The 24,305-nt window shown below is 72.6% G+C and carries 23 protein-coding genes and 1 pseudogene; 15 read left to right on the top strand and 9 right to left on the bottom strand.

Annotated elements, in window-relative coordinates; all coding sequences use genetic code 11:
* Positions 1 to 259: 259 nt before the first annotated feature.
* Positions 260 to 1,183, bottom strand: a complete 924-nt coding sequence (locus B073_RS0107895) for a LysR family transcriptional regulator (protein ID WP_234025019.1) — start codon at positions 1,181 to 1,183, stop codon at positions 260 to 262.
* Between the two features lie 123 nt (positions 1,184 to 1,306).
* On the opposite strand from B073_RS0107895, the gene pcaD reads away from it, so the two are divergent.
* Complete coding sequence (pcaD, locus tag B073_RS0107890; RefSeq protein WP_018537540.1) at positions 1,307 to 2,113, top strand: 3-oxoadipate enol-lactonase; 807 nt, start codon at positions 1,307 to 1,309, stop codon at positions 2,111 to 2,113.
* A gap of 200 nt (positions 2,114 to 2,313) precedes the next feature.
* Entirely contained in the window at positions 2,314 to 2,559 is a 246-nt protein-coding gene (locus tag B073_RS46275; protein WP_158690101.1) for a hypothetical protein, read from the top strand.
* A gap of 405 nt (positions 2,560 to 2,964) precedes the next feature.
* On the opposite strand, the gene B073_RS0107880 is transcribed toward B073_RS46275, so the two are convergent.
* Entirely contained in the window at positions 2,965 to 3,891 is a 927-nt protein-coding gene (locus B073_RS0107880; protein WP_018537538.1) for a LysR family transcriptional regulator, read from the bottom strand.
* Positions 3,892 to 3,962: 71 nt separating this feature from the next.
* On the opposite strand from B073_RS0107880, the gene B073_RS0107875 reads away from it, so the two are divergent.
* Positions 3,963 to 4,715, top strand: coding sequence for an SDR family oxidoreductase (locus B073_RS0107875; RefSeq protein ID WP_199788115.1), 753 nt, complete (start codon positions 3,963 to 3,965; stop codon positions 4,713 to 4,715).
* 175 nt (positions 4,716 to 4,890) lie between these two features.
* Here B073_RS0107875 and B073_RS0107870 read toward each other — a convergent pair whose 3' ends face one another.
* Entirely contained in the window at positions 4,891 to 5,976 is a 1,086-nt protein-coding gene (locus tag B073_RS0107870) for a lipase family protein (protein ID WP_078507928.1), read from the bottom strand.
* Positions 5,977 to 6,554: 578 nt separating this feature from the next.
* Between B073_RS0107870 and B073_RS0107860 the strand changes: the two genes are divergently transcribed.
* The 10 genes and pseudogenes from B073_RS0107860 (at position 6,555) to B073_RS0107820 (ending at position 13,871) form a co-directional block, all read left to right on the top strand.
* Positions 6,555 to 6,842 carry a hypothetical protein gene (locus B073_RS0107860; protein ID WP_018537534.1) on the top strand — a complete coding sequence of 96 codons (288 nt, stop codon included), beginning with the start codon at positions 6,555 to 6,557 and terminating at the stop codon, positions 6,840 to 6,842.
* A gap of 8 nt (positions 6,843 to 6,850) precedes the next feature.
* A pseudogene (locus B073_RS47610) lies at positions 6,851 to 6,958 on the top strand (IS5/IS1182 family transposase); the annotation flags it as partial.
* A 205-nt stretch (positions 6,959 to 7,163) separates the two neighbouring features.
* Complete coding sequence (pcaC, locus tag B073_RS0107855; RefSeq protein ID WP_026247172.1) at positions 7,164 to 8,444, top strand: 4-carboxymuconolactone decarboxylase; 1,281 nt, start codon at positions 7,164 to 7,166, stop codon at positions 8,442 to 8,444.
* A 75-nt stretch (positions 8,445 to 8,519) separates the two neighbouring features.
* Complete coding sequence (locus B073_RS0107850; protein ID WP_018537532.1) at positions 8,520 to 9,158, top strand: MBL fold metallo-hydrolase; 639 nt, start codon at positions 8,520 to 8,522, stop codon at positions 9,156 to 9,158.
* Positions 9,159 to 9,188: 30 nt separating this feature from the next.
* Complete coding sequence (locus B073_RS0107845; RefSeq protein ID WP_018537531.1) at positions 9,189 to 9,968, top strand: exodeoxyribonuclease III; 780 nt, start codon at positions 9,189 to 9,191, stop codon at positions 9,966 to 9,968.
* Between the two features lie 115 nt (positions 9,969 to 10,083).
* A complete protein-coding gene (locus tag B073_RS0107840; RefSeq protein WP_018537530.1) occupies positions 10,084 to 10,524 on the top strand; it encodes a DUF6278 family protein in 441 nt (146 codons plus the stop codon).
* A gap of 107 nt (positions 10,525 to 10,631) precedes the next feature.
* Positions 10,632 to 11,375, top strand: coding sequence for an amino acid ABC transporter ATP-binding protein (locus B073_RS0107835; protein WP_018537529.1), 744 nt, complete (start codon positions 10,632 to 10,634; stop codon positions 11,373 to 11,375).
* 12 nt (positions 11,376 to 11,387) lie between these two features.
* Positions 11,388 to 12,329 carry a glutamate ABC transporter substrate-binding protein gene (locus B073_RS0107830; RefSeq protein ID WP_018537528.1) on the top strand — a complete coding sequence of 314 codons (942 nt, stop codon included), beginning with the start codon at positions 11,388 to 11,390 and terminating at the stop codon, positions 12,327 to 12,329.
* A gap of 37 nt (positions 12,330 to 12,366) precedes the next feature.
* A complete protein-coding gene (locus B073_RS0107825; protein WP_018537527.1) occupies positions 12,367 to 13,011 on the top strand; it encodes an amino acid ABC transporter permease in 645 nt (214 codons plus the stop codon).
* Positions 13,008 to 13,871 (top strand): amino acid ABC transporter permease, encoded by an 864-nt coding sequence (locus B073_RS0107820; protein WP_018537526.1) that lies wholly within the window; start codon positions 13,008 to 13,010, stop codon positions 13,869 to 13,871. The genes B073_RS0107825 and B073_RS0107820 overlap by 4 nt, the downstream gene beginning before the upstream one ends.
* Before the next feature lie 10 nt (positions 13,872 to 13,881).
* Here the strand turns inward: B073_RS0107820 and B073_RS0107815 are convergent, their stop codons facing one another.
* Both B073_RS0107815 and B073_RS0107810 read right to left on the bottom strand, forming a co-directional pair.
* Positions 13,882 to 14,337: a pyridoxamine 5'-phosphate oxidase family protein gene (locus B073_RS0107815; protein WP_018537525.1), complete on the bottom strand. Its 456-nt coding sequence runs from the start codon at positions 14,335 to 14,337 to the stop codon at positions 13,882 to 13,884.
* 91 nt (positions 14,338 to 14,428) lie between these two features.
* Positions 14,429 to 16,036 carry a CocE/NonD family hydrolase gene (locus B073_RS0107810; RefSeq protein WP_018537524.1) on the bottom strand — a complete coding sequence of 536 codons (1,608 nt, stop codon included), beginning with the start codon at positions 16,034 to 16,036 and terminating at the stop codon, positions 14,429 to 14,431.
* Positions 16,037 to 16,290: 254 nt separating this feature from the next.
* Here B073_RS0107810 and B073_RS0107805 point away from each other — a divergent pair, with 254 nt between their 5' ends.
* Positions 16,291 to 17,145 carry a class I SAM-dependent methyltransferase gene (locus B073_RS0107805; protein WP_234025018.1) on the top strand — a complete coding sequence of 285 codons (855 nt, stop codon included), beginning with the start codon at positions 16,291 to 16,293 and terminating at the stop codon, positions 17,143 to 17,145.
* 82 nt (positions 17,146 to 17,227) lie between these two features.
* On the opposite strand, the gene B073_RS0107800 is transcribed toward B073_RS0107805, so the two are convergent.
* Positions 17,228 to 18,046, bottom strand: coding sequence for an alpha/beta fold hydrolase (locus B073_RS0107800; protein WP_018537522.1), 819 nt, complete (start codon positions 18,044 to 18,046; stop codon positions 17,228 to 17,230).
* Between the two features lie 203 nt (positions 18,047 to 18,249).
* Between B073_RS0107800 and B073_RS0107795 the strand changes: the two genes are divergently transcribed.
* On the top strand, positions 18,250 to 19,590 hold the full coding sequence (locus B073_RS0107795) for a PLP-dependent aminotransferase family protein (RefSeq protein WP_018537521.1): 1,341 nt from the start codon (positions 18,250 to 18,252) through the stop codon (positions 19,588 to 19,590).
* 69 nt (positions 19,591 to 19,659) lie between these two features.
* Here the strand turns inward: B073_RS0107795 and B073_RS0107790 are convergent, their stop codons facing one another.
* The 3 genes from B073_RS0107790 to B073_RS39395 form a co-directional block, all read right to left on the bottom strand.
* A complete protein-coding gene (locus tag B073_RS0107790; RefSeq protein WP_018537520.1) occupies positions 19,660 to 20,709 on the bottom strand; it encodes a glutathione S-transferase family protein in 1,050 nt (349 codons plus the stop codon).
* A 176-nt stretch (positions 20,710 to 20,885) separates the two neighbouring features.
* Positions 20,886 to 21,866, bottom strand: a complete 981-nt coding sequence (gene ligD, locus B073_RS0107785; RefSeq protein WP_018537519.1) for a non-homologous end-joining DNA ligase — start codon at positions 21,864 to 21,866, stop codon at positions 20,886 to 20,888.
* 83 nt (positions 21,867 to 21,949) lie between these two features.
* A complete protein-coding gene (locus tag B073_RS39395) occupies positions 21,950 to 24,298 on the bottom strand; it encodes an MMPL family transporter (protein WP_018537518.1) in 2,349 nt (782 codons plus the stop codon).
* Positions 24,299 to 24,305 lie beyond the last annotated feature (7 nt).

Below are 24,305 nucleotides of genomic sequence, written 5' to 3'. Positions count from 1 at the left end.
AGCGGAACCGCCCAACTTTGGCGTGCCGCACTGCGATTGCTTTCGCTGTTCACGACCTCGTCCTGACGCGATGGCGCAGCTGCCTACGACACACGATTACCTCGCCCGGCGACGAGCCGAAGGGCGCACGGACCGCGAAATCCGCCGAACCCTCAAGCACTACCTCACCCGCGAACGCTTCCGAACAGTGAACATCTCCAGCCCACTTGACGACGCATAGAAGCGGCCTTGGTACACCTCAATGATGATCGTGGTGATGTCACCTGTGGTGTTCCGGTGCTCTCTTCGCCTTGGGCACATGGCCTAGCGTCGGCCGCAGGACCGGTGCATGGCGGGCCAAGAAGTCCCACAGCTGGTCGGCGACCGGCCCGTGCGGCCGGTCGCGCCGGCGAGCTGCCGAGAGTTCCTCGACCACACCGGGAAAGTGCCGTCCGGCGATGGAAAGCAGGCTTCCGTCACGCAACTCGGTCTCGATCATGAACCGCGGGACGTGTCCCCACGCCATGCCGTGCAAGATCAGCTCTTTCTTCATGAGGTGGTCCGGAACGGAGCTCCGGGGCGCGCCTTCGACCAGGAAATGGCCTTGTTCCGACGGATGCCGCGCCGAATCCCGGACGATGCATTGGGTGAAGGCTTGCATCCGCTGCGGTGTGATGTCGGTGTCCGGAGGGAAGGGCAGGAAACCGGGTGCCACGACGGGCACCAGCGCGACGCGGCCGAGATCGATCCACTCCATCCGCACGTCGCTTTTGGGGACGCGGTGCACGATGAGGTCGGCTTCGTCCTCCAGCAGTCGCTCCCAGGGGCCGGTGACTGTCTCGAACTGCAGGTGCAGTCGTGTCTGCGGGCACTGCGCGAAGAAGCGGCTGAGCATCTCCAACACCGGTGGGAGTGGACACAGGTCCCCTAGTACCACCCGCAGTTCGGCCTCTTCGCCCATCGCCAACTGCGCGGCGTAGGTCTGCAGCTCCTCGGCCTCGTGCAGCAGGAAGCGCACCTTGCGGTGGAAGGCGTGCCCCGCCTCGGTGAGCTGAACCCGATAGCCCGAGCGATCCAGCAGGTCCAGGCCCAGCTTGCGCTCCAGCTTGGCGACTGCTGCGAACACAGATGGGTGCGAGCGGTGCAGCCGCTCGGCGGCGGCTTGGAAGCCGCCGTCGAGCACAACGGCGTTGAAGCACTGCAACTCGTGGAGCGTGAAGTCTGACATTGTCCAGCCAACCTACAGGGCTCGTTTGATCTTTGTAATAGAACTCTGCAGGTGGCGTCCATAGGCTGAGCGCATACCCGCTGGATCACTGGAGCTGACATGACTTCTCAGACCCGTACTGCCCTCACCACCGGCGATGGCGTCCGCATCGTCTACCGCTTCGACGGTGACGAGAACAAGCCGGTGCTGCTGCTCTCGAACTCCATCGGCACCGACCTCCACATGTGGGATGGCCAGGTGTCGGATCTGACCGAGCACTTCCGGCTGCTGCGCTACGACGCGCGCGGCCACGGCGCCTCCGATGTCCCGAGCGGCCCGTATTCCCTGGACCGACTGGGGCGCGACGTGGTGGAACTGCTGGATGCCCTGGGCCTGCAGCGGGTGCACGTGCTGGGCCTGTCTCTGGGCGGAATCGTCGCGCAGTGGTTGGGGATCCATGTTCCGGAGCGCGTTGACCGCCTGGTGCTCTCCAACACCGCCGCGTACCTCGGGCCGGCGAATCAGTGGGATCGACCGATCGCCGAACTGCTGGAAGCCCCCGACATGCAGGTCACCGCGGAGAGGTTCCTGCACAACTGGTTCCCGGCCCACATGCTGCAAGGCGACGACGAGGTTGTCGAGGGCTTCCGCCGCACCCTGCTCGCCACGCAGCGCGAGGGCGTGGCCGGGAGCTGGGCTGCGGTGCGCGACTACGACCTGCGCCGCACGGCCACGCTCATCCACAACCCGACACTGGTCATCGCGGGCGAGCACGACACCGTCACGTCCGCCGGCCACGGGAAGGAGCTCGCCGCGACAGTCCCCGGTGCGCGGTTCACCGTCCTGCCCACGGTGCACATGGCGAACGTCGAGGCGCAGGCGGAGTTCGTGGACGCCGTGGTGGCCTTCCTCACGGAACAGTCTTGACGGCTACTGCGTCGTGTCTGGACGGCTCCTTCCCGCTGTCCCGACCAAACGGAGCGGAAGTCACCGCGCCAGTCCCCGACCCTACTCAGGTCCAATCACTCGACGGACGAAGGTCGTTGACGCTCACGATCCCGGCGAGGTGACGAGACGGTCGCCCAGGCATCCCGGCCCTGGAACTGCTCGCTCGTATAGTTGTTCCCATGAGCAAAGGGAACGATGAACTGCGGTTGAGCCGTTGGGCGCGCATCGCACTGTCTGTGGTAAGCGGCCTGGCTGTTGCCGGACTGGTGGCGCTTACGGTCTGGTGGACCGGATGGCACTTGGCGGTCGGTTGGGTCATCGCGAAGCTGGGTGTCAAGGCCGCCGTCGCGGCGCCCGTGGGGCTGGCGGCGGTAGCCGTCTGGCTCAGGAAGCGCCGGTCCGGCGGGGCGACTGCCTCCGCCTAAGCCGGGCAGCCGGGTCATGGCAACGTGACCCGGCTGCCTGACTCAGACACATGGCTGCGCTTGATTCCAGAAGTTCGATCCGCGGCGTGGCGCTGCCCTGCAGGACAGTTCTCCGCCGGTGGACGATCACCCGCGCTCGTCCGGTCACTTCCGCGCCTGTCCGCCGTTGTTGATGTCAGCCGTGAGCATCGGTGCCGGAATAGATCGGTATCGGTATCGGTACAGGGGCAGCGTTCAGGCTCCTCTGCAGGGGCAGCCCAGCGCCACCACGCATGCTGTGCGGAGCATCGCCACAGGGACCGGCAGGTACGTTCTCCTCCTGGCCCACGTCGACTGAGCACCAGCCTGCCCAAGGCCGGTGGTTCGCCACAGTCGGGACACTCGGGGGCGCTCACCTGCGCCGGATCAGCGACACTCCGCGCAGACGTCCCCCGGGCCGCCCTGCCGCCGTACCGTCTCCACCGCCGCCTCAGCGAAGGCGCGGATGCGGCCGGTGTCCGCCGCGGCCCGCCACACCAGGCCGTACTCCAACGAGGGAGCGTCATCGAAAGGGACGTACGCGATATTTGGACGGGCGTAGTACCTGACCTCGTGCGCGGCGGCCGGATGCACCCCGCGCCCCGCCCCGACCAGGGCGAGGAGCTCCTGCCGGGTCGCCGCCCGCTCGCCGCGCTCGACGGGACGGCCCGCCGGAGTGGTGGGCGGCAGGAGATGGTCGAGCCAGTAGTCCGGGACGGGCCCCGAGAGGCTGAGCACCTTGTCCCGGGCGAGGTCGTCGACCCGGACGGAGGGCCTCTTCGCGAACGGGTGCCGGGTGGAGACGGCCAGCACGCGGGTGTCGGAGATCAGTACGGGGCCGGTGACCAGATCGGGTTCGACGACGGGGAACTGGGCGAGCAGCAGGTCGAGTTCGCCTGAGCGCAGGAGGCCGAAGGGGTCGGAGAGCGGGGTCTCGTGCAGCAGGACCTCACCGGCCGCCGGGTGCCGCTCGCGGTACGCGGCGGCGGCGAACAGCACGAGCTCACCGGCGAGCGGGCTGCTGAACCCGACGCGCAGCGGCTCGGCCAGACCGCGTCCCGCGGCGATCGCCCGCTCGACGCCGTCCCTGATCAGCTCGTAGCCGGGACGTATGTCGTCGGCGAGGCGGCGCCCGATCGACGTCAACTCCACGCGTCTGCTGGTCCGTTCGAAGAGCGCCGCGCCGATGCGCCGCTCCAGCTGCTTGATGGACTGGCTGACCCGGGCTTGCGACACGTGCAGGCGCCGTGCGGTGCGGCCGAAGTGCAGCTCCTCGGTGAGGGTCAGGAATATCTCGACGTCTCGGCGTTCCATAACCGTCAGGTTATCGACCGTTGCGCGACCGGCTGTTGTTCGGGGTCCGCCGGACGATCAAGGTTGAGGACATGAACACCGACATGAACACCGACCCGCACACCGACGCCAAGCCTCTCGCCGTCATCACCGGAGCCAGCTCGGGCATCGGCGCCGCCACCGCCCGCACCCTCTCCGCACTCGGCCACCCCCTCCTGCTGCTGGCCCGCAGGGTGGAGCGGATGGAGGTGCTCGGCCTCCCTGACACTCTCGCCAGGTCCGTCGATGTCACGGACGCCGAGGCGGTGGCCGACGCCGTCCGGGAGGCCGAGGCGCTGTACGGCCCCGCCGACCTGATCGTCAACAACGCGGGCGTGATGCTGCTGGGCGAGGTGGCCAGGCAGCCGGCCGACGAGTGGGAGCGGATGTTCGATGTCAATGTGCGGGGTCTGCTGCACGGGGTACGTGCGGTCCTGCCCGGCATGATCGAGCGCGGCCACGGCACGGTGATCAACGTCAGCTCGGTCGCGGGCCGCCGGACCTACGCCAACCACACGGTCTACAGCGGCAGCAAGTTCGCCGTGCACGGCATGTCCGAGAGCCTGCGCGAAGAGGTGGCGGGCCACGGGGTCCGCGTCGTCACCATAGCCCCGGGGGCCGTTGAGACGGAGCTGCTCTCGCACACCACCGACGAGGCGGTGAAGGCCGACTACCAGGCGTTCAAGGACTCCATCGAGGTGCTCGCCCCCGAAGACGTGGCCGCGGCGATCGGCTTCGCGTACCAGCAGCCGCAGCGCGTCACCCTGCGCGAGCTGGTCCTCGCGGCCACCGCCCAAGTGGCCTGAGCTTGTCGGCTATCCGGTTCGGCGTGGTTTCGTGTCCTTCTTGTGGTGGGCGGGGCGCGTGTATGCCTCGTCCGTGGCGAGGACGCGCCCAACGTCGTCACGCGTCGCCGAACGGCGGTTCTTCGAGCCCAGTCTGTTCGGCCCCGCTGTGGCCGCCGGCCGATCGCGGGCCGGCTCAGCGGGCGGAGTCGAACTCGCGCACCACCTGTGGCAGGGCTTTGAGGACCGTCGTGGAGTGGTCGAACTGCCCGACATCGCTGAGCTGCTGGTCGGCCCCGTGGGAAGCCAGCTGACGTTGGCAGTACAGGGAGTTCGCAAAGGCGACGTCCTTGTCGCCCCTGGCGTGGAAGAGGCGCACCGGGACTGCGGGCCGCCAGTCACAGGTGGTGTCCATCACCTGCAGTTTCCGTTGCAGAATCCCCGTGGGGTTGCGCACCTTCTGGAGGAACCCTTCGGTGAACAGTTCCTTCGAGGTCGCCGGCAGCGCGGCCGCGATCTCCGACGCCTGGTGGTCGCCGTCGAACAGCGTGTCCACCTTCTTGTCGTAGGGGGCACGGAACGCCTGGTCCGCCGTGTCGTACAGGCCGTACATCCGGTTCCAGGCGGTGGCGAAATAGGCGAGGTAGAGCGATGACCGGGCGACCTTGTCGGCTGCTGCGGCGGCCTCGAAAGCACTCAGATCGAACGGGCCGGAGACCGGGGCCAGGGCACCCGGACGAAAGTACGGGTCGACGCCCTGCTGCAGGGCCCGTCCGACGATCATCGTGGCCGGTCCGCCCTGGGAGAACCCGCTGACCAGTACGCGCCGGTCGAGCGTGCGGCCGTCCTGGCGGGCGAAGGCACGAGCCGCCCGCAAGGCATCCACCGAAGCGCTGACGGTCGCCTCCGGGTTCCCGTACGGATGGGTCCCCGGGCCCTTCCCCAGGCCGAGGTAGTCCGGTGCGGAGACCGCTCGGCCGGTCGAGGCGAACAGCAACGCCGTGGCCCGGTCGGTGGACCGGTCATTCACCGAGGCCACCTCCCCCCGGTACACCTGCGTGCCGTGCAGCCAGGACACCACCCGAAGATCGCGGTCATCGTTCTTCGGCATCGCGACCAGCTCGCTCGCCGTGGTGGGCCTGCCCTTGATGTCGACGGTGCGATACACGATCCGGTGGGCCCGCACGCCGTAGCGGACCTGTGCCACATCGATGCCGGTCTTCGCCAGACGGGCCACGACCTCCTTGGTGTCCAAGTCCGCCACGGCGGTCGCAGAGACCACCGAACCGCGTGCTGCGGGCTGCTGGTACGAGGGAGAGGCGGCAGGCGAGGAGGACCGCTGATGGTTGTCGCCACACCCTGTCACCGCCAGTACGGTCACGGCGCACACCAGAGCAAGCGCACCGCGCTTGGCTGATCTTCCACGAAGCCGAGAAAAGTCCATGACTGGACTCTGCCGCTCCCGGCACGCTCGACACACTGGGGCGAACACCCCACCCGTCAGGGGGATTTCCCCACCGTGATCCTCAGGCAGGCTGGCCGGCGCCAACGTGGCGCCGGCCAGCCACCACGGGACACCACAACGTGCCGGAGGCGCAGTAAAGGCCGTCGGCGGTGCGGGTCTCCAGCGGGCGCACGGAATTGCTGGCGGCCACCACGACCGACGCCATGGCGACCGCGCGGGTCGCACGCCAGCGGCTGTGAGCAGATCCCATACCCGGCGGATCCTGGGGCGAGGCCGCACCCGGCGAACCTCACCCGTGGTCAAGGGCGTCCTATGTGATCACGGCAGTAGGCCGTTCCGGTTGGATCAAGATGCCGGGAGTGATCGCTCGCGTTCTCGGACGGCACTCTGGGGAGATGCGCCTTTGGAACACCTCCACTCAGAAGGACCTGCGACGGCTGCTCAATGAATGGGATCCGATCGGTGTCGCTGACGAGGTGCAGGACGAGTACGACTGCATGGTCGGCCCTTTGTTCCGCAGGCTCCATGATGGCGCCGACCAGGCGGAGATCGGTGAGTTCCTGCGGCATGAGCTGGAGGTCCATTTCGGACTTCCTTCGAGTCGGCCACCCCAGGCGACGGCCGCTCGCCTGATCGCCTGGTGGACAGCCGCTGACCCGACCGGCGGCGCGGACCGCCGGTAGTCGTTCCCCGCTCACTGGCCTGCCTTCTCACTGCCGGACAGGCCGGAGACGCGCCCGGCTTCGCAGAGGTCATGGCTCTCCTGCGCGTCCCCCGACCGCTCTCCGGGATAGCGCGCAGGTAGGCCAGCCGGCCGAAGGTGCTGCCGGCGTGGCCGTGGTGAGGCGTCTACTACGAGCGCCGCATCAAGGAGGGCAAGACCCGACGCGCAATCGTCCGATGCCTCAGACGCTACGCTGCCCGGGAGGTCTTTCACCTGGTCAAACCCGCACAGTCATGGCCCGGTCAGAGGGGCAGCTGTGAGATGTGAGACCGTGCAGGGCGTGAGTGAGACACCGACGCGCACCCTCCAGTACCGCTCTGACGGGCCAGAAGGCGCCCCAGTCCTGGTTCTGGGTGCCGCCCTGGGTACGACATGGCACATGTGGGATCGGCAGATCCCCGAGCTGACCCGCCAGTGGCGCGTCATCCGCTTCGACCTGCCCGGCCACGGCGGATCCCCCGCGCACGCGGCGAACTCCGTCGCCGAAGTCGCCGACCGGCTGGTGGCGACCCTCGACGCGCTGGGCGTGGAGCGGTTCGGCTACGCCGGCTGCGACCTCGGCGCCGCGGTCGGCACCCAGCTGGCACTCACCCGCCCGCACCGCGTCACCTCCCTCGCGCTGGTGTCCTCCTCCCCGCGCTACGGCACCGCCGACGCCTGGCGGCAGCGCGGGGTGGTGATCCGCACCAACGGACTCGACCCGATCGCCCGCACCTCGCCCGAGCACTGGTTCACCCCGGGCTTCGCCGGTGCCCAGACCGCCATCGTCGAATGGGCCGTCCAGATGGTGCGGACCACCGACCCCGGTTGCTACATCGCCGCCTGTGAGGCGCTCGCCGCCTACGACGTGCGCTCCTCCCTGGGCCGGGTGGGCGTGCCCACGCTCGTCGTCGTCGGTGCCGAGGACCAGGTCACGCCCACCACCGACGCCCGCGCCCTGGTCGCCGGCATACCCGACGCCAGCCTGGCGCTGATACCCGGCACCTCGCACCTGGCCCCCGTCGAGCAGCCCGCCGCCGTCAGCGAGCTGCTCATCCGCCACTTCAGCACCGCCTGGCACGACAAGCCCGGCCCGGCCGCGATCAGCGCGGCCGCCCCCAAGCCGCAGCTCGCGCCGCCCATGCCGACCCACGCCCCGGCCGCCATCGAGTCCGGCCTGACCCAGCCCGACCAGGTCCGCGGCGGCACCTACGAGCAGGGCGTCAAGATCCGCCGCGAGGTCCTCGGCGACGCCCATGTGGACAAGGTCGAGGCCGGCGCCGACGACTTCACCGCCGACTTCCACGACTTCATCACCCGCTACGCCTGGGGCGAGACCTGGACCCGGCCGGGCCTGGACCGCCGCACCCGGAGCGTCATCACCCTCACCGCGCTGGTCGCCCGCGGCCACCGTGAGGAGCTGGCGCTGCACACCCGCGCCGCCCTCCGCAACGGCCTGACGCCCGCGGAGATCAAGGAGATCCTGCTGCACACCGCGGTCTACTGCGGCGTCCCGGCCGCCAACTCCGCCTTCGCGGTGGCCCAGAAGGTCATCCAGGAGGAGACGACACCGGAGGCGTGAGGGGTGTGCCCCCTGGGCGGGGGTGCTGCGCATAGGTGACGGCCCCGGTGCGCCGCCGCGCGGCAGGATGGGCCCATGGAACTCACCAAGAAGACCCACTCCTGCGTCCGGATCGAGAAGGACGGGCGGACGCTGGTGATCGATCCGGGCGTGTTCAGCGAGGCGGACGCGGCCGTCGGCGCGGACGCGATCCTGGTGACGCACGAGCACATGGACCACTTCGACGAGGAGCGGCTGCGCCGGGGCATGGAGGCCAACCCGGCGGCCGAGATCTGGACGTTGGCCAGCGTCGCCGACCAGATCTCCGCGGCCTTCCCGGGCCGGGTGCACACCGTCGGCGAGGGCGACACCTTCACCGCCGCCGGCTTCGACGTCGAGGTCCACGGCCAGCTGCACGCGGTGATCCACCCGGACATCCCGCGCATCACCAACGTCGGCTTCCTCCTGGACGGCACCGTCTTCCACCCCGGCGACGCACTCACCGTCCCCGAGGGCCGCACCGTCGACACCCTGCTGCTCCCCGTCCACGCGCCGTGGAACAAGGTCGGCGAGATCATCGACTACGTCCGCGCGGTCGCCCCGCGCCGGGCCCTGGACATCCACGACAGCCTGCTCCAGGACCACGCCCGCCCGGTCTACGACGCCATGATCGACAAGCTCGGCGGGACCGACCACGGCCGCCTCGCGCCGGGGGCGCACACCGAGGTCGGCTGATTGTCGGTGGCGGGCGGTAGGTTTACGGATATGCGCATCGCGACCTGGAACGTCAATTCGATCACCGCCCGCCTCCCGCGGCTGCTGGCCTGGCTGGAGAAGTCCGGCACGGACGTGCTGTGCGTCCAGGAGACCAAGTGCTCCGCCGAGCAGTTCCCCTACGACCAGCTCCGCGAGCTGGGCTACGAGGCCGCGGTCAACGCCGACGGCAGGTGGAACGGCGTGGCGCTGCTCTCCCGGGTCGGCCTGGCGGACGTGGTCATGGGCCTGCCCGGCGGCCCGGAGTACGACGGCGCCCAGGAGCCCCGCGCCGTCTCCGCGACCTGCGGCCCGGCCCGCGTGTGGTCGGTCTACGTGCCCAACGGCCGCGAGGTCGACCACGCGCACTACGCCTACAAGCTCGGCTGGTTCGAGGCCCTGAAGACGGCGGTCGCCGAGGACGCGGCGGGCAGCCGCCCCTTCGCCGTCCTCGGCGACTACAACGTCGCGCCGACCGACGAGGACGTCTGGGACCCGGCCGTCTTCGAGGGCCTGACCCATGTCACCCCGGCCGAGCGCGCCGCCCTGGCCGCCCTGCGCGAGGCCGGCCTGTCGGACGTGGTGCCCCGCCCGCTGAAGTACGACCGCCCCTACACCTACTGGGACTACCGCCAGCTCGCCTTCCCCAAGAACCGCGGCATGCGCATCGACCTCGTCTACGCCAACGCGCCGTTCGCCAAGGCCGTCTCGGACGCCTATGTCGACCGCGAGGAGCGCAAGGGCAAGGGCGCCTCGGACCACGCGCCGGTGGTGGTGGACCTCGACGTGTGAGCCGGTCGTACGCCGGCCGCCCCCCCCGGTGCGGCGTGCGCGGGAGCCGAGGAGCCCCCGGCGCCGCGCCGCGCGCCTGTGGCCGTGGCGCACAGGCGGGTGGGACCCTCGCAGCATGAAGCTGTCTTTCCTGGACAAGTGGCGTAGGCGCATCGACGCGGCCGGCTCGGTGCCGCTCGCCGAGTCGGTGCGCGCGGATCCCGAGAGCGTCGTCGAGCTGCTCTCCGAGTGTGAGCTGCTGCGCGACCAGGCGGCCACCGCGGGCGTCGAACTCGACGACACCGTACGGTCGTTGGCGGAGCTGGACCAGCTCCAGCCGGTGTGGCGCGACGACCCGGAGGTGCTGTCCTGGCTCGGCAACGACGCCGGGCTCTACCTCGGGACGGTCCTGGTGCGCACGGTCCGCGCCGCGGTCTGGTACGTCTGGCCGGACGGGCAGCCGGTGGTGCGGCTGGCCTCCGGCCGGGAGGTCGACGTGGTGGCGGTCGGCCATGCCTGGGCCGACGACGGCGCTCCCGAACTCTCCCAGGTCTACGCCGAGGTCGCGGAGGGCTGACCAGCCCGTCCGAACGGCCCGCCCCCGCGCGTGTCACCGGCGAAGTGCCCCCTTCGTACGGGTAGGTTGCGATCTCTCCGTACGGACGAGAGGGGGCGGGCCGGGCCATGGCCGGTGATGCGCTGATCGAACTGCGCGGGGTCAACAAGCACTACGGCGCGCTGCACGTCCTCCAGGACATCGACCTCACCGTCGCCCGCGGCGAGGTCGTGGTGATCATCGGCCCCTCCGGTTCCGGCAAGTCGACCCTGTGCCGGACCATCAACCGCCTGGAGACCATCGAGTCGGGCACCATCCTGCTCGACGGCGTACCGCTGCCCCAGGAGGGCCGGGCGCTGGCCAGGTTGCGCGCCGACGTCGGCATGGTCTTCCAGTCGTTCAACCTCTTCGCGCACCGCACCGTGCTGGACAACGTGACGCTGGCGCCGGTGAAGGTCCGCCGGCAGCGGAAGGCGGACGCCGAGCGCCGGGCCCGCGCCCTCCTGGACCGGGTGGGGCTCGCCGCCCACGCCGCCAAGTACCCGGCGCAGCTCTCCGGTGGCCAGCAGCAGCGGGTCGCCATCGCCCGGGCCCTTGCCATGGAGCCCAAGGCGCTGCTCTTCGACGAGCCCACCTCGGCCCTCGACCCCGAGATGATCAACGAGGTGCTGGAGGTGATGCGGCAGCTCGCCCGCGAGGGCATGACGATGGTCGTGGTCACCCACGAGATGGGATTCGCCCGCTCCGCCGCCCACCGCGTGGTGTTCATGGCCGACGGCCGGATCGTCGAGGACCGCGCCCCGGAGGAGTTCTTCGCCGCGCCGCGCAGCGCACGCGCCAGGGACTTCCTCGCCAAGATCCTCAAGCACTGAACGGGGCGCGCGATGCCGCACCTTCCCACCCCGCCGCCCGGCCGCGCCCGTCCGGCCCGGCTCGCCGCCCTGCTGCTCGTCCTCCTCGCGCTGGCCGCGGCGGCCTGCGGCCGGCCCGGCAGCCCGCCCGTCAAGGGGCCCCGGGCCGGCGATCTGCCCGCCTATCCGGTGGCCCGGGGCTTCTCGCTGCCCGCCTCGCCGACCTGGCGGGCCGCCGAGCGCCGCGGCCGGCTCGTCGTCGGCGCCAAGGAGGACCAGCCCTACCTCGGCGAACGGGACCCGGCCAGCGGCGTGTACCGCGGCTTCGACATCGAGATCGCCAAGATGACGGCCGCCGCGCTCGGCTTCCCCGCCCGCGCGGTGGACTTCGTCACCATCGCCTCCGCCAACCGTGAGACCGCACTGCAGAACGGCCAGATCGACCTGTACGTCGGCTCGTACACCATCAACGCCAAGCGGAAGCAGCAGGTCGGCTTCGCCGGCCCGTACTACATGGCGGGCCAGTCGCTGCTGGTGCGCCGCGACGAACACGGCATCCACGGCCCGCGGGACCTGGCCGGGAAGCGGGTCTGCTCGGCCGCCGGCTCCACCCCGTACCAGCGCATCCAGGCCGACTTCCCCCGGGCCGTCCTGGTCGCCTACGACACCTACTCGGCGTGCGTGGACAACCTGCTGACCTACCAGGTCGACGCGGTCACCACCGACGACGCGATCCTGCTCGGCTACGCCGCCAAGGCGCCCGACCAGCTGAAGGTCGTCGGCAGCCCGTTCTCGAAGGAGCCGTACGGCATCGGAGTGCGGCGCGCCGACCACGCGCTGCGGTTCGCGCTGGACGACGCGCTCGCCGCCGCCGAGCGCAACGGCGCCTGGCGGAAGGCGTACCGGGCGACGCTCGGGGTGTCCGGGATGCCGTCGCCGGCGCCGCCCCCGATCGACCGCTACCCGGCGGACTGAGAAGCCAAGGGACCGACCGAAGCCAAGGGACCGACCGATGAACGTTCTCCTCGACAACCTCTCCCGCTACGGGCACGGTCTGCTGGGCACCGTCGAACTGACCGGCTACGCCTCGCTGTTGGCGCTCACCCTCGGTTTCCTGATGGCGGCCTTCCGGGTCGCGCCGGTCCGCTCGCTGCGGGCCTTCGGCACGGCCTGGGTGACGGTGCTGCGCAACACCCCGCTGACGCTGCTGTTCTTCGCGGTGGTGCTGGGGCTGCCGCGGTTCGGCCTGGTGCTGCCGTTCACCCTCTTCGCCGTGCTGGCGCTGGGCTGCTACACCTCGGCGTTCGTCTGCGAGGCGGTGCGGGCCGGCATCAACACCGTGCCGTCCGGGCAGGGCGAGGCGGCCCGCAGCCTGGGCATGACCTTCGGGCAGACGCTGGGGCTGGTGGTGCTGCCGCAGGCCTTCCGCTCGGTCATCCCGCCCCTCGGCTCGACCCTGATCGCGCTGGCCAAGAACTCCGCGATCGCCGGCTCGTTCAGCGTCGTCGAACTCCTCGGCGTCTACAAACCCCTGAACGAGCTGGGCTACAGCGCCATCTGGTCGTTCGTCTGGATCGCGCTCGGCTACCTCCTCGTGACCCTGACCATCAGCGCGCTCTTCAACGCGCTGGAGAAGCGCTACGGAGTGGCCCGATGAGCACCGTCCTGTACGACCTGCCGGGCCCGCGGAGCCGGCGCCGGCACCGGTACTACGGTCTCGCCGGCACGGTGGTGTTGCTCGCCCTGGCCGGCTGGATCCTGTCTCTCCTCTTCCGCACCGGCCAGTTCACCGCGGGAAAGTGGACGCCCTTCACCTACGTGGGCATCCAGGAGCTGCTGCTGACCGGACTGGCCAACACCCTGCGGGCGTTCGGGCTGGCGGCGGTGCTGGCGCTGGGACTGGGCGCGGTGCTGGCGGCCGGGCGGCTCTCCGCGCACCGGCCGCTGCGCTGGGTGTGCACCCTGCTGGTGGAGTTCTTCCGGGCCATGCCGGTGCTGGTGATGATCTTCTTCATCTATGTGGCGCTGCGTGCGGAGCCGCTGACGGCCCTGGTCAGCGGGCTGGCGCTGTACAACGGCTCGGTGCTGGCGGAGGTCTTCCGTTCCGGTGTGAACTCCGTCGAGCGCGGCCAGGGCGAGGCGGCGTACGCACTGGGGATGCGCAAGACCCAGGTCATGGTGCATGTGCTCGTCCCGCAGGCGGTCCGGGCGATGCTGCCGGCGATCATCTCCCAGCTGGTGGTGGCCCTGAAGGACACCTCACTGGGCTTCCTCATCAGCTACGAGGAGTTCCTGCACGCCGGCAAGCTCATCGCGTCCAACCTCGACTACGACCTGCCGTTCATCCCCGTCGTCCTGGTCGTCTCGCCCGTCTACATCGGACTGTGCATGCTGCTGTCCTGGCTGGCCACCTGGGTCGCCCGGCGGCAGCGACGCAATCCGAAGGTCGAGACGGACGAGGTCGCCGCGCCGGAGCCGGGGACGCTCCGGGCGGAGGACCACCGGGCGCACGGCTGAGCGGCCGGCGTCAGACCCGCCAGACGCCGTCCCGCATCAGCTCCCGCCCGGCCAGCTCGTTCTCCTCGCGCCAGACCAGCAGCCGGTGCGGGGTGAAGCGGAGGAAGACCCAGGAAGCGTAGCCGCGCGGGTTCCAGCCGAGTTTGGCCGCGAGGGCGTCCGCGGCGTCCTGCGGCAGCGCGTCGTTGGCGAGGACCTCCACGGTGCAGTCGGCCAGCACCACGTCCCGGGTGGTCCCCAGCGCCACCCGGCTCTCCGGGCGGGCGGCGAGGTTGCGGGCCGTGGGGTTGGTGCGCTTGGTGGACATCACCAGGCGCTCGTCGTGCCAGACGAACGACAGCGGCACCAGGGTGGGCGCGCCGTCGGTGGAGGCGGAGGAGACCCAGGCGTCCTCCTCCGTCTCCAGCAGCCGGAGCGTGTCCCGTTTGCGTTGCCCGGCGTCGCGGGCCGGGGGGAGAGTCCTCATGCCGGGGAGCGTAACGAGCCCGCCCCACCTGGCGCTTCGGGCGCGAGCCGTAAGGCGAGGGACCTAGGGCGCCTCCCCGCCCGCCACGTTCTCAGTCGCGGACCGGGACGGACACATACGACGGGTCGTCGGCGGGCGAGGAGAACGACAGGTGGGCGCCGGCGGGGTTCTGGGCGATGTAGAGCGGGTCGACGGTGTCCACGACCACCGCGAGCCGGTGCCCGGCGGGCACGTCGTAGGCGGTGGCGAAGAGGTCCAGGTCCAGGGGGAACGGCTTGCCGGGCGTCCTGCCGTGGAAGGTGACCGGTGCGTGGGTGACCAGTTTGCCCAGGCCCAGCGGGCCGACGTCGTAGAGGTAGGCGATGGCAGTGCCGTCGGCGGCGGTGGGTGTCACGGTGGTGTGCAGCCGGGTGGTGCCGCGCACCCGCTGCCCGCTCTCGTACGGCGCGGACTGCCAGACCGCGGCGGCCGAGCGCGGCAGCAGCGGGATCGACGCCATCGGGGGCAGCCGGAAGAACTGGTCGAGGATGCTGGAGAGGAAGATCAGTCCGCCGTCGGCGCCGGAGTCGATGCCGGTGCGGATGCGCCGGGTGCCGTCGAGGGCGATCCGGCGGTGCGCGGAGGGCACGTCCTGCCAGCTCTTGTAGCCCTCGTAGGCGCCGGTGGAGCGGGACTTGAGGAGGACCGGCGGCTCGCGGTCGATGCCGTTGTCGGTGCCCTTGAGGTAGTGGTCGAGCCACCGCCTGGAGTCGTTCCAGACGTCGTTGGGCAGGCCGAGCAGGCCCAGTCCCTCGGCGGTGGCGTGGTCGCCGGGGCGGAACTCCAGCCGCTTGGGGCCCTTGAGCTTCTCGAAGAACGCCGCGTACTGGTCGGGCGGGAAGAGGGAGTCGCCCCAGGCGTTGCCGAGCAGGATCGCCGCCCCGTTGGCGTTGATCCGGTCGAGGTAGGTGGCGGGGGAGCGCTTCCGGCCCCACGCGATCATGTCCTTTTCCTTCGCCATGTTCGCGCTGAGGAAGTCCTTGAGCACCTGCTGGAGTTCGGGGCTGGGCCGGCCGGTCAGCGCGCCGGCGCCACCCAGCATCGCGGCCGCCTGGAGGTGCGGGGTGCGGCCGCTGTAGATCGAGCCGATGAGGTCGCCCCAGCCGCTGAGCGCCGCGACCGCCCGGATCCGCTTGTCGGCGCCGGCGGCCAGCAGGCTGATCCCGGCGCCGTAGGAGACCCCGGCCATCCCGACCTTCTTCGGGTCGCCGGGGGTGTGCGCCAGCGCCCAGTCGATGACCTTGGAGGCGTCGGCGACGTCCTGCGGTCCGGCGGTCTCTATCTGCCCGCCGGACTGCCAGAAGCCGCGCGAGTTGTAGCCGACGACGACATAGCCCGAGGCGGCCAGTTTCCGGGCCTGCGCGAGGTATTCGACCTGCGGCATCGCCCAGCTGGTGGGCAGCACGACGAGCGGGTACCGGCGGGTGCCGTCGGCCCCGGCCGGGGTGAAGACGTTCGCCTTGAGGGTGATTCCGCCCGCCCCGGTGATGTCGACGAACCGCAGGGCGGGGGAGTCCACGGCGGCGGGCCGGGCGGCGGCCGCGGTGCGGGCCGGGGCCGGTGCGGCCTGGGCCGGGGCGCCGGTGAGGGCCGTGGTGGCGAGCACCGCCGCGGAGACGGTGCCGATGGCGGCGCGCACAGTGGTGCGGGAGGGCGTCATCTTCTGCTCCAGATCTCGATGCGAGCCGCACGGAGCGCTGTCCCGCGGACCTGGGGACAGGAGGGGGCGCCCGGCGGCTCGAAGGTGACTGGAGAGTAAGGTCCGTTGCTTACCGCTGGTAACCCATCGGTAGGTTACGGCTGGGTAACGCCGGGGTGCGGTGGGAGAGTTCGGTGCGGCCCGGGACGTTGACGCGGTGAATGTGACGGGCGAGGCGTGTGGGATGCGCGGGATGTGCAGGGGGTGGGGTGAGCGTGGCGAACACCGGAGAGGTATCGGTGCAGGTCGTGGCGGAGACGCCGTTCGACGCCGGTGAACGGCGGGCATGGGCCGGGCGGGCCGCGGCGTACGCGGCGGGCTTCGGGCGGCTGTGTGCGTATACGGTGCCGCGGCTGCTGGACGCCGCGGGCGTCACCGAGGGTGGCCGGGTGCTGGACGCCGGCACCGGGACCGGCACCGCCGCGGCGGCGGCCTGCGCCCGCGGGGCCCGGGTGACCGCCGTGGACGCCGAACCCGACATGGTGCGCAGCGCCGCGGCCGCCGCCCCCGCGGCCGCCGTCCATCTCGCCACCCTCCCGCAACTGCCCTTCGCCGACGGCAGGTTCGACGCCGTCGTCGGCAACTTCGTGCTCAACCACGTCGGACGGCCGCGGGCGGCCCTCGCGGAGCTGCGCCGGGTGACCCGCCCCGGCGGCCGGATCGCGCTGACCGTCTGGGCGGCGCCGCCCGCACCGGGCCAGGCGCTGCTCGGCCGCGCGGTGCAGGCGGCCGGCGTGCCCCGGCCGCCGGACATCCCCGCCCTCGCGCCCGAGGAGGACTTCCCGCGCACCGAGCAGGGCCTCGCGGAACTGCTGCGCACCGCGGGCGGACTGACCGAGGTGACGTGCTCCGCGGTCTCCTGGGAGCACCGCACCACACCGGAGGAGTGGTGGCACGGCCCGGCGTCCGGCGTGGCCACCATCGGCCGGGTCGTGACCTCCCAGGGCCCGGCGGCGACCGAGCGCATCCGGCGTCATTTCCTGGAACTGGCCACCGAGTTCACCGCTTCGGACGGGCAACTGGTGCTGCCGCACACGGCGTTGCTGGCTTCGGGGCGGGTCGCTGCGTAAGCGGGGAGCTGGTCAGGCGGGTGGCCGGGCGCGGACGGTGCCCCGCGGGGGCGCGCCGTCGGTCCATGCCTCCGGTCGGTGCTCAGCCCTCCGACGCGGCCGGGGCCGGCAGTGTGGACAGGAACTCCGCCAGTGCCGCGTTGAACTCCTCCGGGCACTCCAGGTTCGGCATATGGCCGGCGCCCTGGACGACCGCCAACTGTGCGCCCGGTACCGCCTCGTGGATCACCCGGGCGTCGGCGACCGGCGTGAACTCGTCCTCCGTGCCCACCACGACCAGGGTGGGCACCGAGACCCGCGGCAGCATCCCGGTGTAGTCCCGCCGCTCCGCCCGGCCGCGCAGGGCGGCCGCGGCGCCCTCGGGGGAGGTGTTCCGCATCATCCCCAGGACGTGCTCGGCGACCGCCGGCAGCGCCGTGACATGGGCCGGCGCGATCATCTTGGGCAGTACCTCCCGCGCGTAGCCGTCCATCCCCTGCGCGAGCAGCCGCTCCGCGGTGCGCAGCCGCACCGCCCGGCCCTCGGCGGTGTCCGCCGCCGTGAAGGTGTCGGCGAGCAGCAGCGCCCGGATCCGCTCCGGGAACCGCCGGTAGCACTCCATGACGATCTGCCCGCCCATGGACAGCCCGCCCAGTACGCACCGCTCGATCCCGAGGTGGTCGAGCAGGGCTGCGACGTCCCCGGCGAAGGTCTCCAGCGGGGTCTTGCCGGGCACCACCGTGCTCGCGCCGTAGCCGCGCAGGTCCGGGGTGATCACCCGCATCCCGGCGCGGCTGAAGTGCTCCGCCTGCGGGCGCCACATCGAGCGGTCGAAGGGGTGTCCGTGGATCAGTACCAGCGGCTCGCCGCTGCCCTCGTCCTCGTACGCGAGCGAGACTTCGCCGCATTGCACCGATGCCATGGCACACCTCTCCTTGCCGCATCACCTGCGGCCTTGCCGTTTGGGGGAGTTGACGGCTCGATGCTATGAGGGGCATTGTCTCGGCACAATAGGAACAATGTGCTCGGTGCAATGTCGCTGATGCAGGGCCAGCAGGGCAAAGGACGGCGTGCCCTGCCGGCGGTGCCATGCCGGCGGCGCGGTGCCGGGGAGGGGAGTGCACAGTGCCGCAGGACGACTACCGCGCCATCGCCGACGAACTGGCCGCGGCCATCGCGGAGGGCCGGCTCCGGCCGGGGGACCGGCTGCCGCCGCTGCGCCGGTTCGCCCGCCGGCGGCGGATCGCGGACTCCACCGCGGCCCGGGTCTACCGCGAACTGGGCCGCCGCGGCCTGACGGTGGGCGAGGTCGGCCGCGGCACCTTCGTCCGCACGGCGCCGCCGGCGGCCGAGCCCGCGCTGGCCGAGCCCGGCGGCCACCGGATCGACCTGGAGCTCAACTTCCCCGTCCTGCCGGGGCAGCCCGAGCTCCTCGCCCGCAGTCTCGGCCAACTGCTCCAGCAGGACGACGCGAGGGCGACGGCGCTCCGCCCGGGCACCGCCGCCGGCACCCCTGCCGCCCGCCGGGCCGCCGCCGCGCACCTCGCCCGGGCCGGCTGGGCGCCCGACGCCGGCCGGCTGCTCTTCGCCGGCAGTGGCCGTCAGGCCCTCGCCGCGGGCTTCGCCACCCTGGTCCCGCCGGGCGAGCGCCTGGGCGTCGAAGCGCTCACCTTCCCCGTCGTCAAGGGCCTCGCGGCCCGTCTCGGCATCACCCTCGTCCCGCTGGCCATGGACGAGCACGGCGTGACCCCCGACGCGCTGCGGGCCGCCGCGCCGCTGCGCGCGGTCTATCTGCAACCCGCGCTGCACAACCCGCTCGGCACCACCATGCCCGACGCCCGCCGGGCCGAACTCGCCGACGTACTGCGGGCGTTGGACCTCTTCGCGGTCGAGGACGCCGTCTACGGATTCCTCCGCCCCGACCTGCCGCCGCTCGCCGCCCTGGCGCCGGAGCGCACGGTGCTCGTCGACAGCCTCTCCAAACGGCTCGCCCCCGGACTGACGCTGGGCTTCCTGGTGCCCCCCGTCCGCGACGCCGGCCCCGACTTCGCCGCGGCGCTCCGTTCCGGCGCCTGGACCGCGTCCGGTTTCGCGCTGGCGGCGGCGGTCCGCTGGCTGGACGACGGCACCGCGGCCGCCGTCGAGGTGGAGAAGCGTGCCGACGCGGCGGCCCGCCAGCGGATCGCCGCGGACCGCCTCGCCGGCCGGCGGCTCCGCGCCGACCCGCACTCCTACCACTGCTGGTGGGAGCTGCCCGAGCCCTGGCGGGCGGACACCTTCGTGGCCGCGGCGGCCCGCCACGGCATCGCGGTCACCCCGTCCGGCGCCTTCGCCGCCGGCAGCGGGCACGTCCCCAACGCGGTCCGCCTGGCACTGTCCGCCCCGCCCGTCGACGTCCTCGCGGACGCCCTCGACGTACTGGCCGGACTGGCCCGCCGGACCCCGGAGGACACCGGGGCGGAGTAGGGCGCGGCGCTCGACGGGCTCAACTCGCCAAAGAGGCACCGGGACTGGTGCCCCGTGGTGGCCGGTTGGTCAGGGGCACCCCGACGGCGGGACCTCCTCGGCGCGCGGGACCGGGCCGGGTGGGGTGCCGTCGCCGAACGGGCGGCCGCCCAGCTCCTGGCGGTGGTGCGGGGTCAGCCAGCCGGACAGGTCCGGGCCGAGCGGGACGATGCCGGTGGGGTTGATGCCGGTGTGCACGCGGTAGTAGTGCTGCTTGATGTGGTGGAAGTCCACCGTGTCGCCGAAACCGGGCGTCTGGAACAGGTCCTTGGCGTACGCCCACAGCACCGGGTCCTCGGCCAGTTTGAAGCGGTTGCACTTGAAGTGCCCGTGGTAGACGGCGTCGAAGCGGACCAGGGTGGTGAACAGCCGGATGTCCGCCTCGGTGAGCGTGTCGCCGACCAGGTAGCGCCGCTCCGTCAGCCGGTCGGCGAGCTGGTCCAACTGCCGGAAGAGCGGGCCGAACGCCGCCTCGTACTCGTCCTGGCCGGTGGCGAAACCGGCGCGATAGACCCCGTTGTTGACGTCCCGGTAGACGTCCGCCATCACCTCGTCGATCTCCGCGCGGTGCGGCTCGGGGTAGAGGTCGGGCGCCCCGGGCCGGTGCAGCGCGGTCCACTCGGTCGCGAAGTCCAGGGTGATCTGCTGGAAGTCGTTGGTGACGAGCTGCCCGCTGGGGACGTCGACGATCGCGGGGACGCTGACGCCGCCGGGGTAGCCGGCCTCGCGGGCGTCGTACGCCTCGCTGAGGAAACGGATGCCGAGGACCGGGTCCCGGCCGTCCGGGTCGAGGGTGAAGCGCCAGCTGCGGTCGTCCTGGACGGGGTCGGCGATCGCCATCGACAGTGCGCCCTCCAGGCCGAGCAGCCGCCGGGAGATCGCCGCGCGGCTCGCCCAGGGGCAGGCGCGGCTGATCACCAGCCGGTAGCGGCCGGCCGCCACCGGCCAGCCGTCGCGGCCGTCGGCGGTGATGCGGTCGGCGAAGTGGCTGCGGGAGCGCCGGAAGGGCCGGTGGCCGTAGGCGCGGTTGGGGTCGTCGCCGGGAGGCGCGGCGGCGGGGTCGGGGTCGGGGGCGGGCATTGCCGTTCCTTCCGTGGGGTGCCGGGTGCGTCCCCGGGAGCCTTCCCGCGGCGGCGGGGATTCCGCGCGCTGTCAGCCGCCCGGCGCACCATGACGCCCGGTGAGAAGCGCCTGGTGGCGCTGGGGATCCGGCCGGGCGTCGGGCCGTGGGTGCGGCCGCCTGCCGCCCCTCCCCGTCAGCCCAGTCGGGTCAGATCGGGCCGCAGCCGGTGCCAGACCGGGTGCCGGATCCGGCCCGCCGACGTCCAGCCGGTGAAGGCGATCTCGGCCACCAGCCGGGGCTCCGCCCAGTGCACCCCGGTCAGCTCGACGGCGTTGACGAACGGGGAGTGGTCCAGCGGGATCACGCCGAAGTACCCGGCCAGCTCCCGCCGTTCGTGGTCGGAGAGCCCCGAGCCGACCGCGCCCACGAACCGCAGCCCGCCCGGCTCCGCGACCCCCGCCAGCACCGACCCGGGCAGCCCGCCGAGCGCGCCGTGTCCCTCCGTCCAGCCGCCGAGGACGACGTCCAGCGTCTCCAGGTACTTGGTCTTCACCCAGTCGTCCGAGCGCACACCGGGCAGGTACGGCGAGGACAGCCGCTTGGCCATCACGCCCTCCAGGCCGCCGTGCAGCGCCGCGTCCCAGGCCCGCCGGCCGTGGCCCGCGAGATACCCGGGCACCGACCAGTTCGGGCCGGCCAGCCCCAGCCCCTCCAGGACCGCCCGGCGCTCGTGGTACGGCGCGTCCAGCAGCGGCCCGCCCAGGTACATCACGTCGAAGAGCACCAGCTGGACGGGGAGTTCCATCGCCAGGCGGGCGGTGCGGCGCGGGTTGAGCACGCCCATCCGGCGTTGCAGCAGCCCGAAGTCGGGGCGCCCGGCGGGGTCCAGTACCACCACCTCGCCGTCCAGCACCGCGGGCCGGCCGCGCAGCTGCGCGCCGAGCGGGCCCAGCTCGGGGTAGGTCGCGGTGGCGTCGTTGCCGGCCCGGGTGACGAGCCGGACGGTGCCGTCGCCCGGCGTGTTCACGATGCACCGGGCCCCGTCCCACTTGGCCTCGAACGCCCAGGCCGGCTGCTCGGGGTCGGGCGGCAGCGGCCCGAGCACGGCGAGCATCGGCCGGATCACGGGATACGGGGGCGGGGCCGCGGCGCCGCCCCCGGGGGTCGGGGCCATACTCCGATGATCGGCGGAGGCGCAGATCCCCGCAGGACGGGCGGTGGCCCGGGCTGGTGCACCCGGTGGCCGGCCGCCCGCGGTCAGTGGTCCGCCGCGCCCTGCTGCCCCACCGGCTCCACGGGCGGCACCGTTTCCACGGGCGGCACCGTTTCCGCGGACGGTTGCGGTTCCTCGGGTCGCACCGGTTCCGCGGGCCGCAGCGGTCGCGGCCACCGCCGCGCCGCCCCCGGGTAGGCCAGATCCAGCCACCAGGGCGCCCACCACGCCCGCCGGCCCAGCAGCGCCAGCACCGCGGGCATCAGCACCGGCCGCACCACCGCCGCGTCGAGCAGCACGCTCACCGCCAGGCCCAGCCCGAGCATCTTCACCACCACGACATCGCTGAGCAGGAAGGCGGCGAAGACCCCGGCCGTGATCAGCGCGGCGCAGGTGAGCACCCGGGCGGTGTCCGCCAGGGCGTGCGCGGCGCCCTCCGCCGGATCGACGTACCGCGGGCGGTTCGCCCGGACCCGGGCGAGCAGGAAGGCGTCGCAGCCGGTGCCCAGCCCGAAGCCGATCGCGCACAGCACCGGCGGCAGCCAGCCCTCCACCGGCACCGGACCCGGGACGCCCAGCGCCGGGCCGCCCCACCCCCACTGGAAGACCGCCACCACCACCCCGTACGACGCCCCGACCGACAGCGTGGTGAGCACCGCGGACTGTGCCGCGGCCAGCACGCCCCGGCACACGGCCAGCGCGGTCAGGAACGCCAGACAGACGACCAGGGCGATGACCAGTGGCAGCCGGGCGGCGACTTGGTCCAGGAAGTCCACCTGGGTCGCGGTGGCGCCGGTGACATAGCCGCGGGCCTCGTAGCCCTCCAGGGCACGGGGGAGCACCGAGTCCGCCAGGCGGTGGACGAGCGCGGTGGTGGCCGCGTCCCGCGGGGCCCGCGCGGGGTAGGCGGTGGCGGTCAGCACCGCGCCGTCCGGGGCGGCCGTGAGCGGGGTGACCGCGGTGGCGCCGGGGATACGCCCCAGCACCTGGCGGGCCTGCCGCGCCAGTGCCGGGCGGTCCGCCTCCGGTACCGCGCTCCGGTCGACGACCAGCGTCAGCGGCCCGGGCGCGCCGGGGCCGAAGGCTGCGCTCAGCAGGTCGAAGGCGCGCCGCCCGGTGGACGACGGCGGGTCCGTACCGGCGTCGAGGTGCGCCGGCCGCGCCGAGAGGGCCGGGACGGCGAGCACCGTCAGGACCAGCACCCCGCCCGCCAGGAACGGCCAGGGGCGGCGGGTCACCCGCCGGGCACGGCGAAGGCCGCGGCGCGCCCCGGCGGCCGGTTCCGGGCCTGCCGCGGCGGCCGTCCCGCGTACCCGGAACCGGTCGAACCGCCGGCCCAGCAGCCCGAGGAGCGCGGGGACGAGGGTGAGCGCCCCGAGCACCGCGGTGGCCGTGGTGAGCGCGGCCGCGGCGGCCAGCCCGGTGAGGAGGCCGACGCGGGCGGCGGCCAGGCCCAGCAGCGCGACGAGCACCGCGGCCCCGGAGATCAGGACGGCCCGGCCGCCGCCGGCCGCGGCCCGGCCCGCGGCGGTGGCCGGGTCCGCGCCGTCCCGCAGCAGCTGCCGGTGACGGGTGATCAGGATCGGTGCGTAGGCGATGCCCAGGCCGAGGCCGAGCAGGGTGGCCAGGGTGGGGGAGACGGGGGCGAAGGGGAAGGCGGCGGTCAGCAGGCCCAGGCAGCCGGTCCCGCAGACCATGCCGATCAGCGCGGTCAGCAGCGGCAGGCCGACGGCCGGCACACCGCCGAAGACGGCCAGCAGCACGGCCGCGGCCACCGCGAACCCGAGCAGCACGCCCGGCCGGTCGTCGGTCCCCGGCCGCGCCAGGTGGCCCAGCGCGCCGCCGAACTCCACCTGGACGCCGGCCGCGCGCAGCGGTGCCACCGCCCGGTCCGCGCCCGGCAGGACGTCCGGCCCCAGGAGCCCCGGCGGGTCCCGGAAGTGCACCGTGAGATATCCGGTCCGGCCGTCGGCGGAGAGCGGTCCGGTGGGTGAAGGGCCGGGCGGCGGGGACGCGGTCCGGGGCCCCGGCGGGGGCAGCGGTCCCTGCGCGGACAGCGCCGCGGGCAACTTCGCCAGGGCGGCGGTGGCGCCGGCGATCGGGCCGGCGTAGGCGGTCAGCGGCCGGTCGGCGTGCAGTACGACCTGGCCGGCGTAGCCCCCGGCGGCGGGATGGTGGGCGGTGAGCACCTCCCGGCCCTGGACGGAGGGGGCTCCGGGCAGCGAGAAGTCGTCGGCGTAGACCCCGCCGAACGTCCGCTGGAGCACCTGCACGCCGGCCAGCCCCACCAGCCACAGCACCAGGACGAGTACGGCGTGCCGGGCGCACCACTCCCCGAGGCGCCGCAGGGTCCCCTCGGGCCGCCGGCGGACCGGCGCAGATGGCAACGACATGTCTCGC

This window comes from Streptomyces sp. MspMP-M5 (assembly GCF_000373585.1).
Lineage (GTDB): Bacteria > Actinomycetota > Actinomycetes > Streptomycetales > Streptomycetaceae > Streptomyces.
This window is presented reverse-complemented; position numbering and strand designations above follow the sequence as displayed.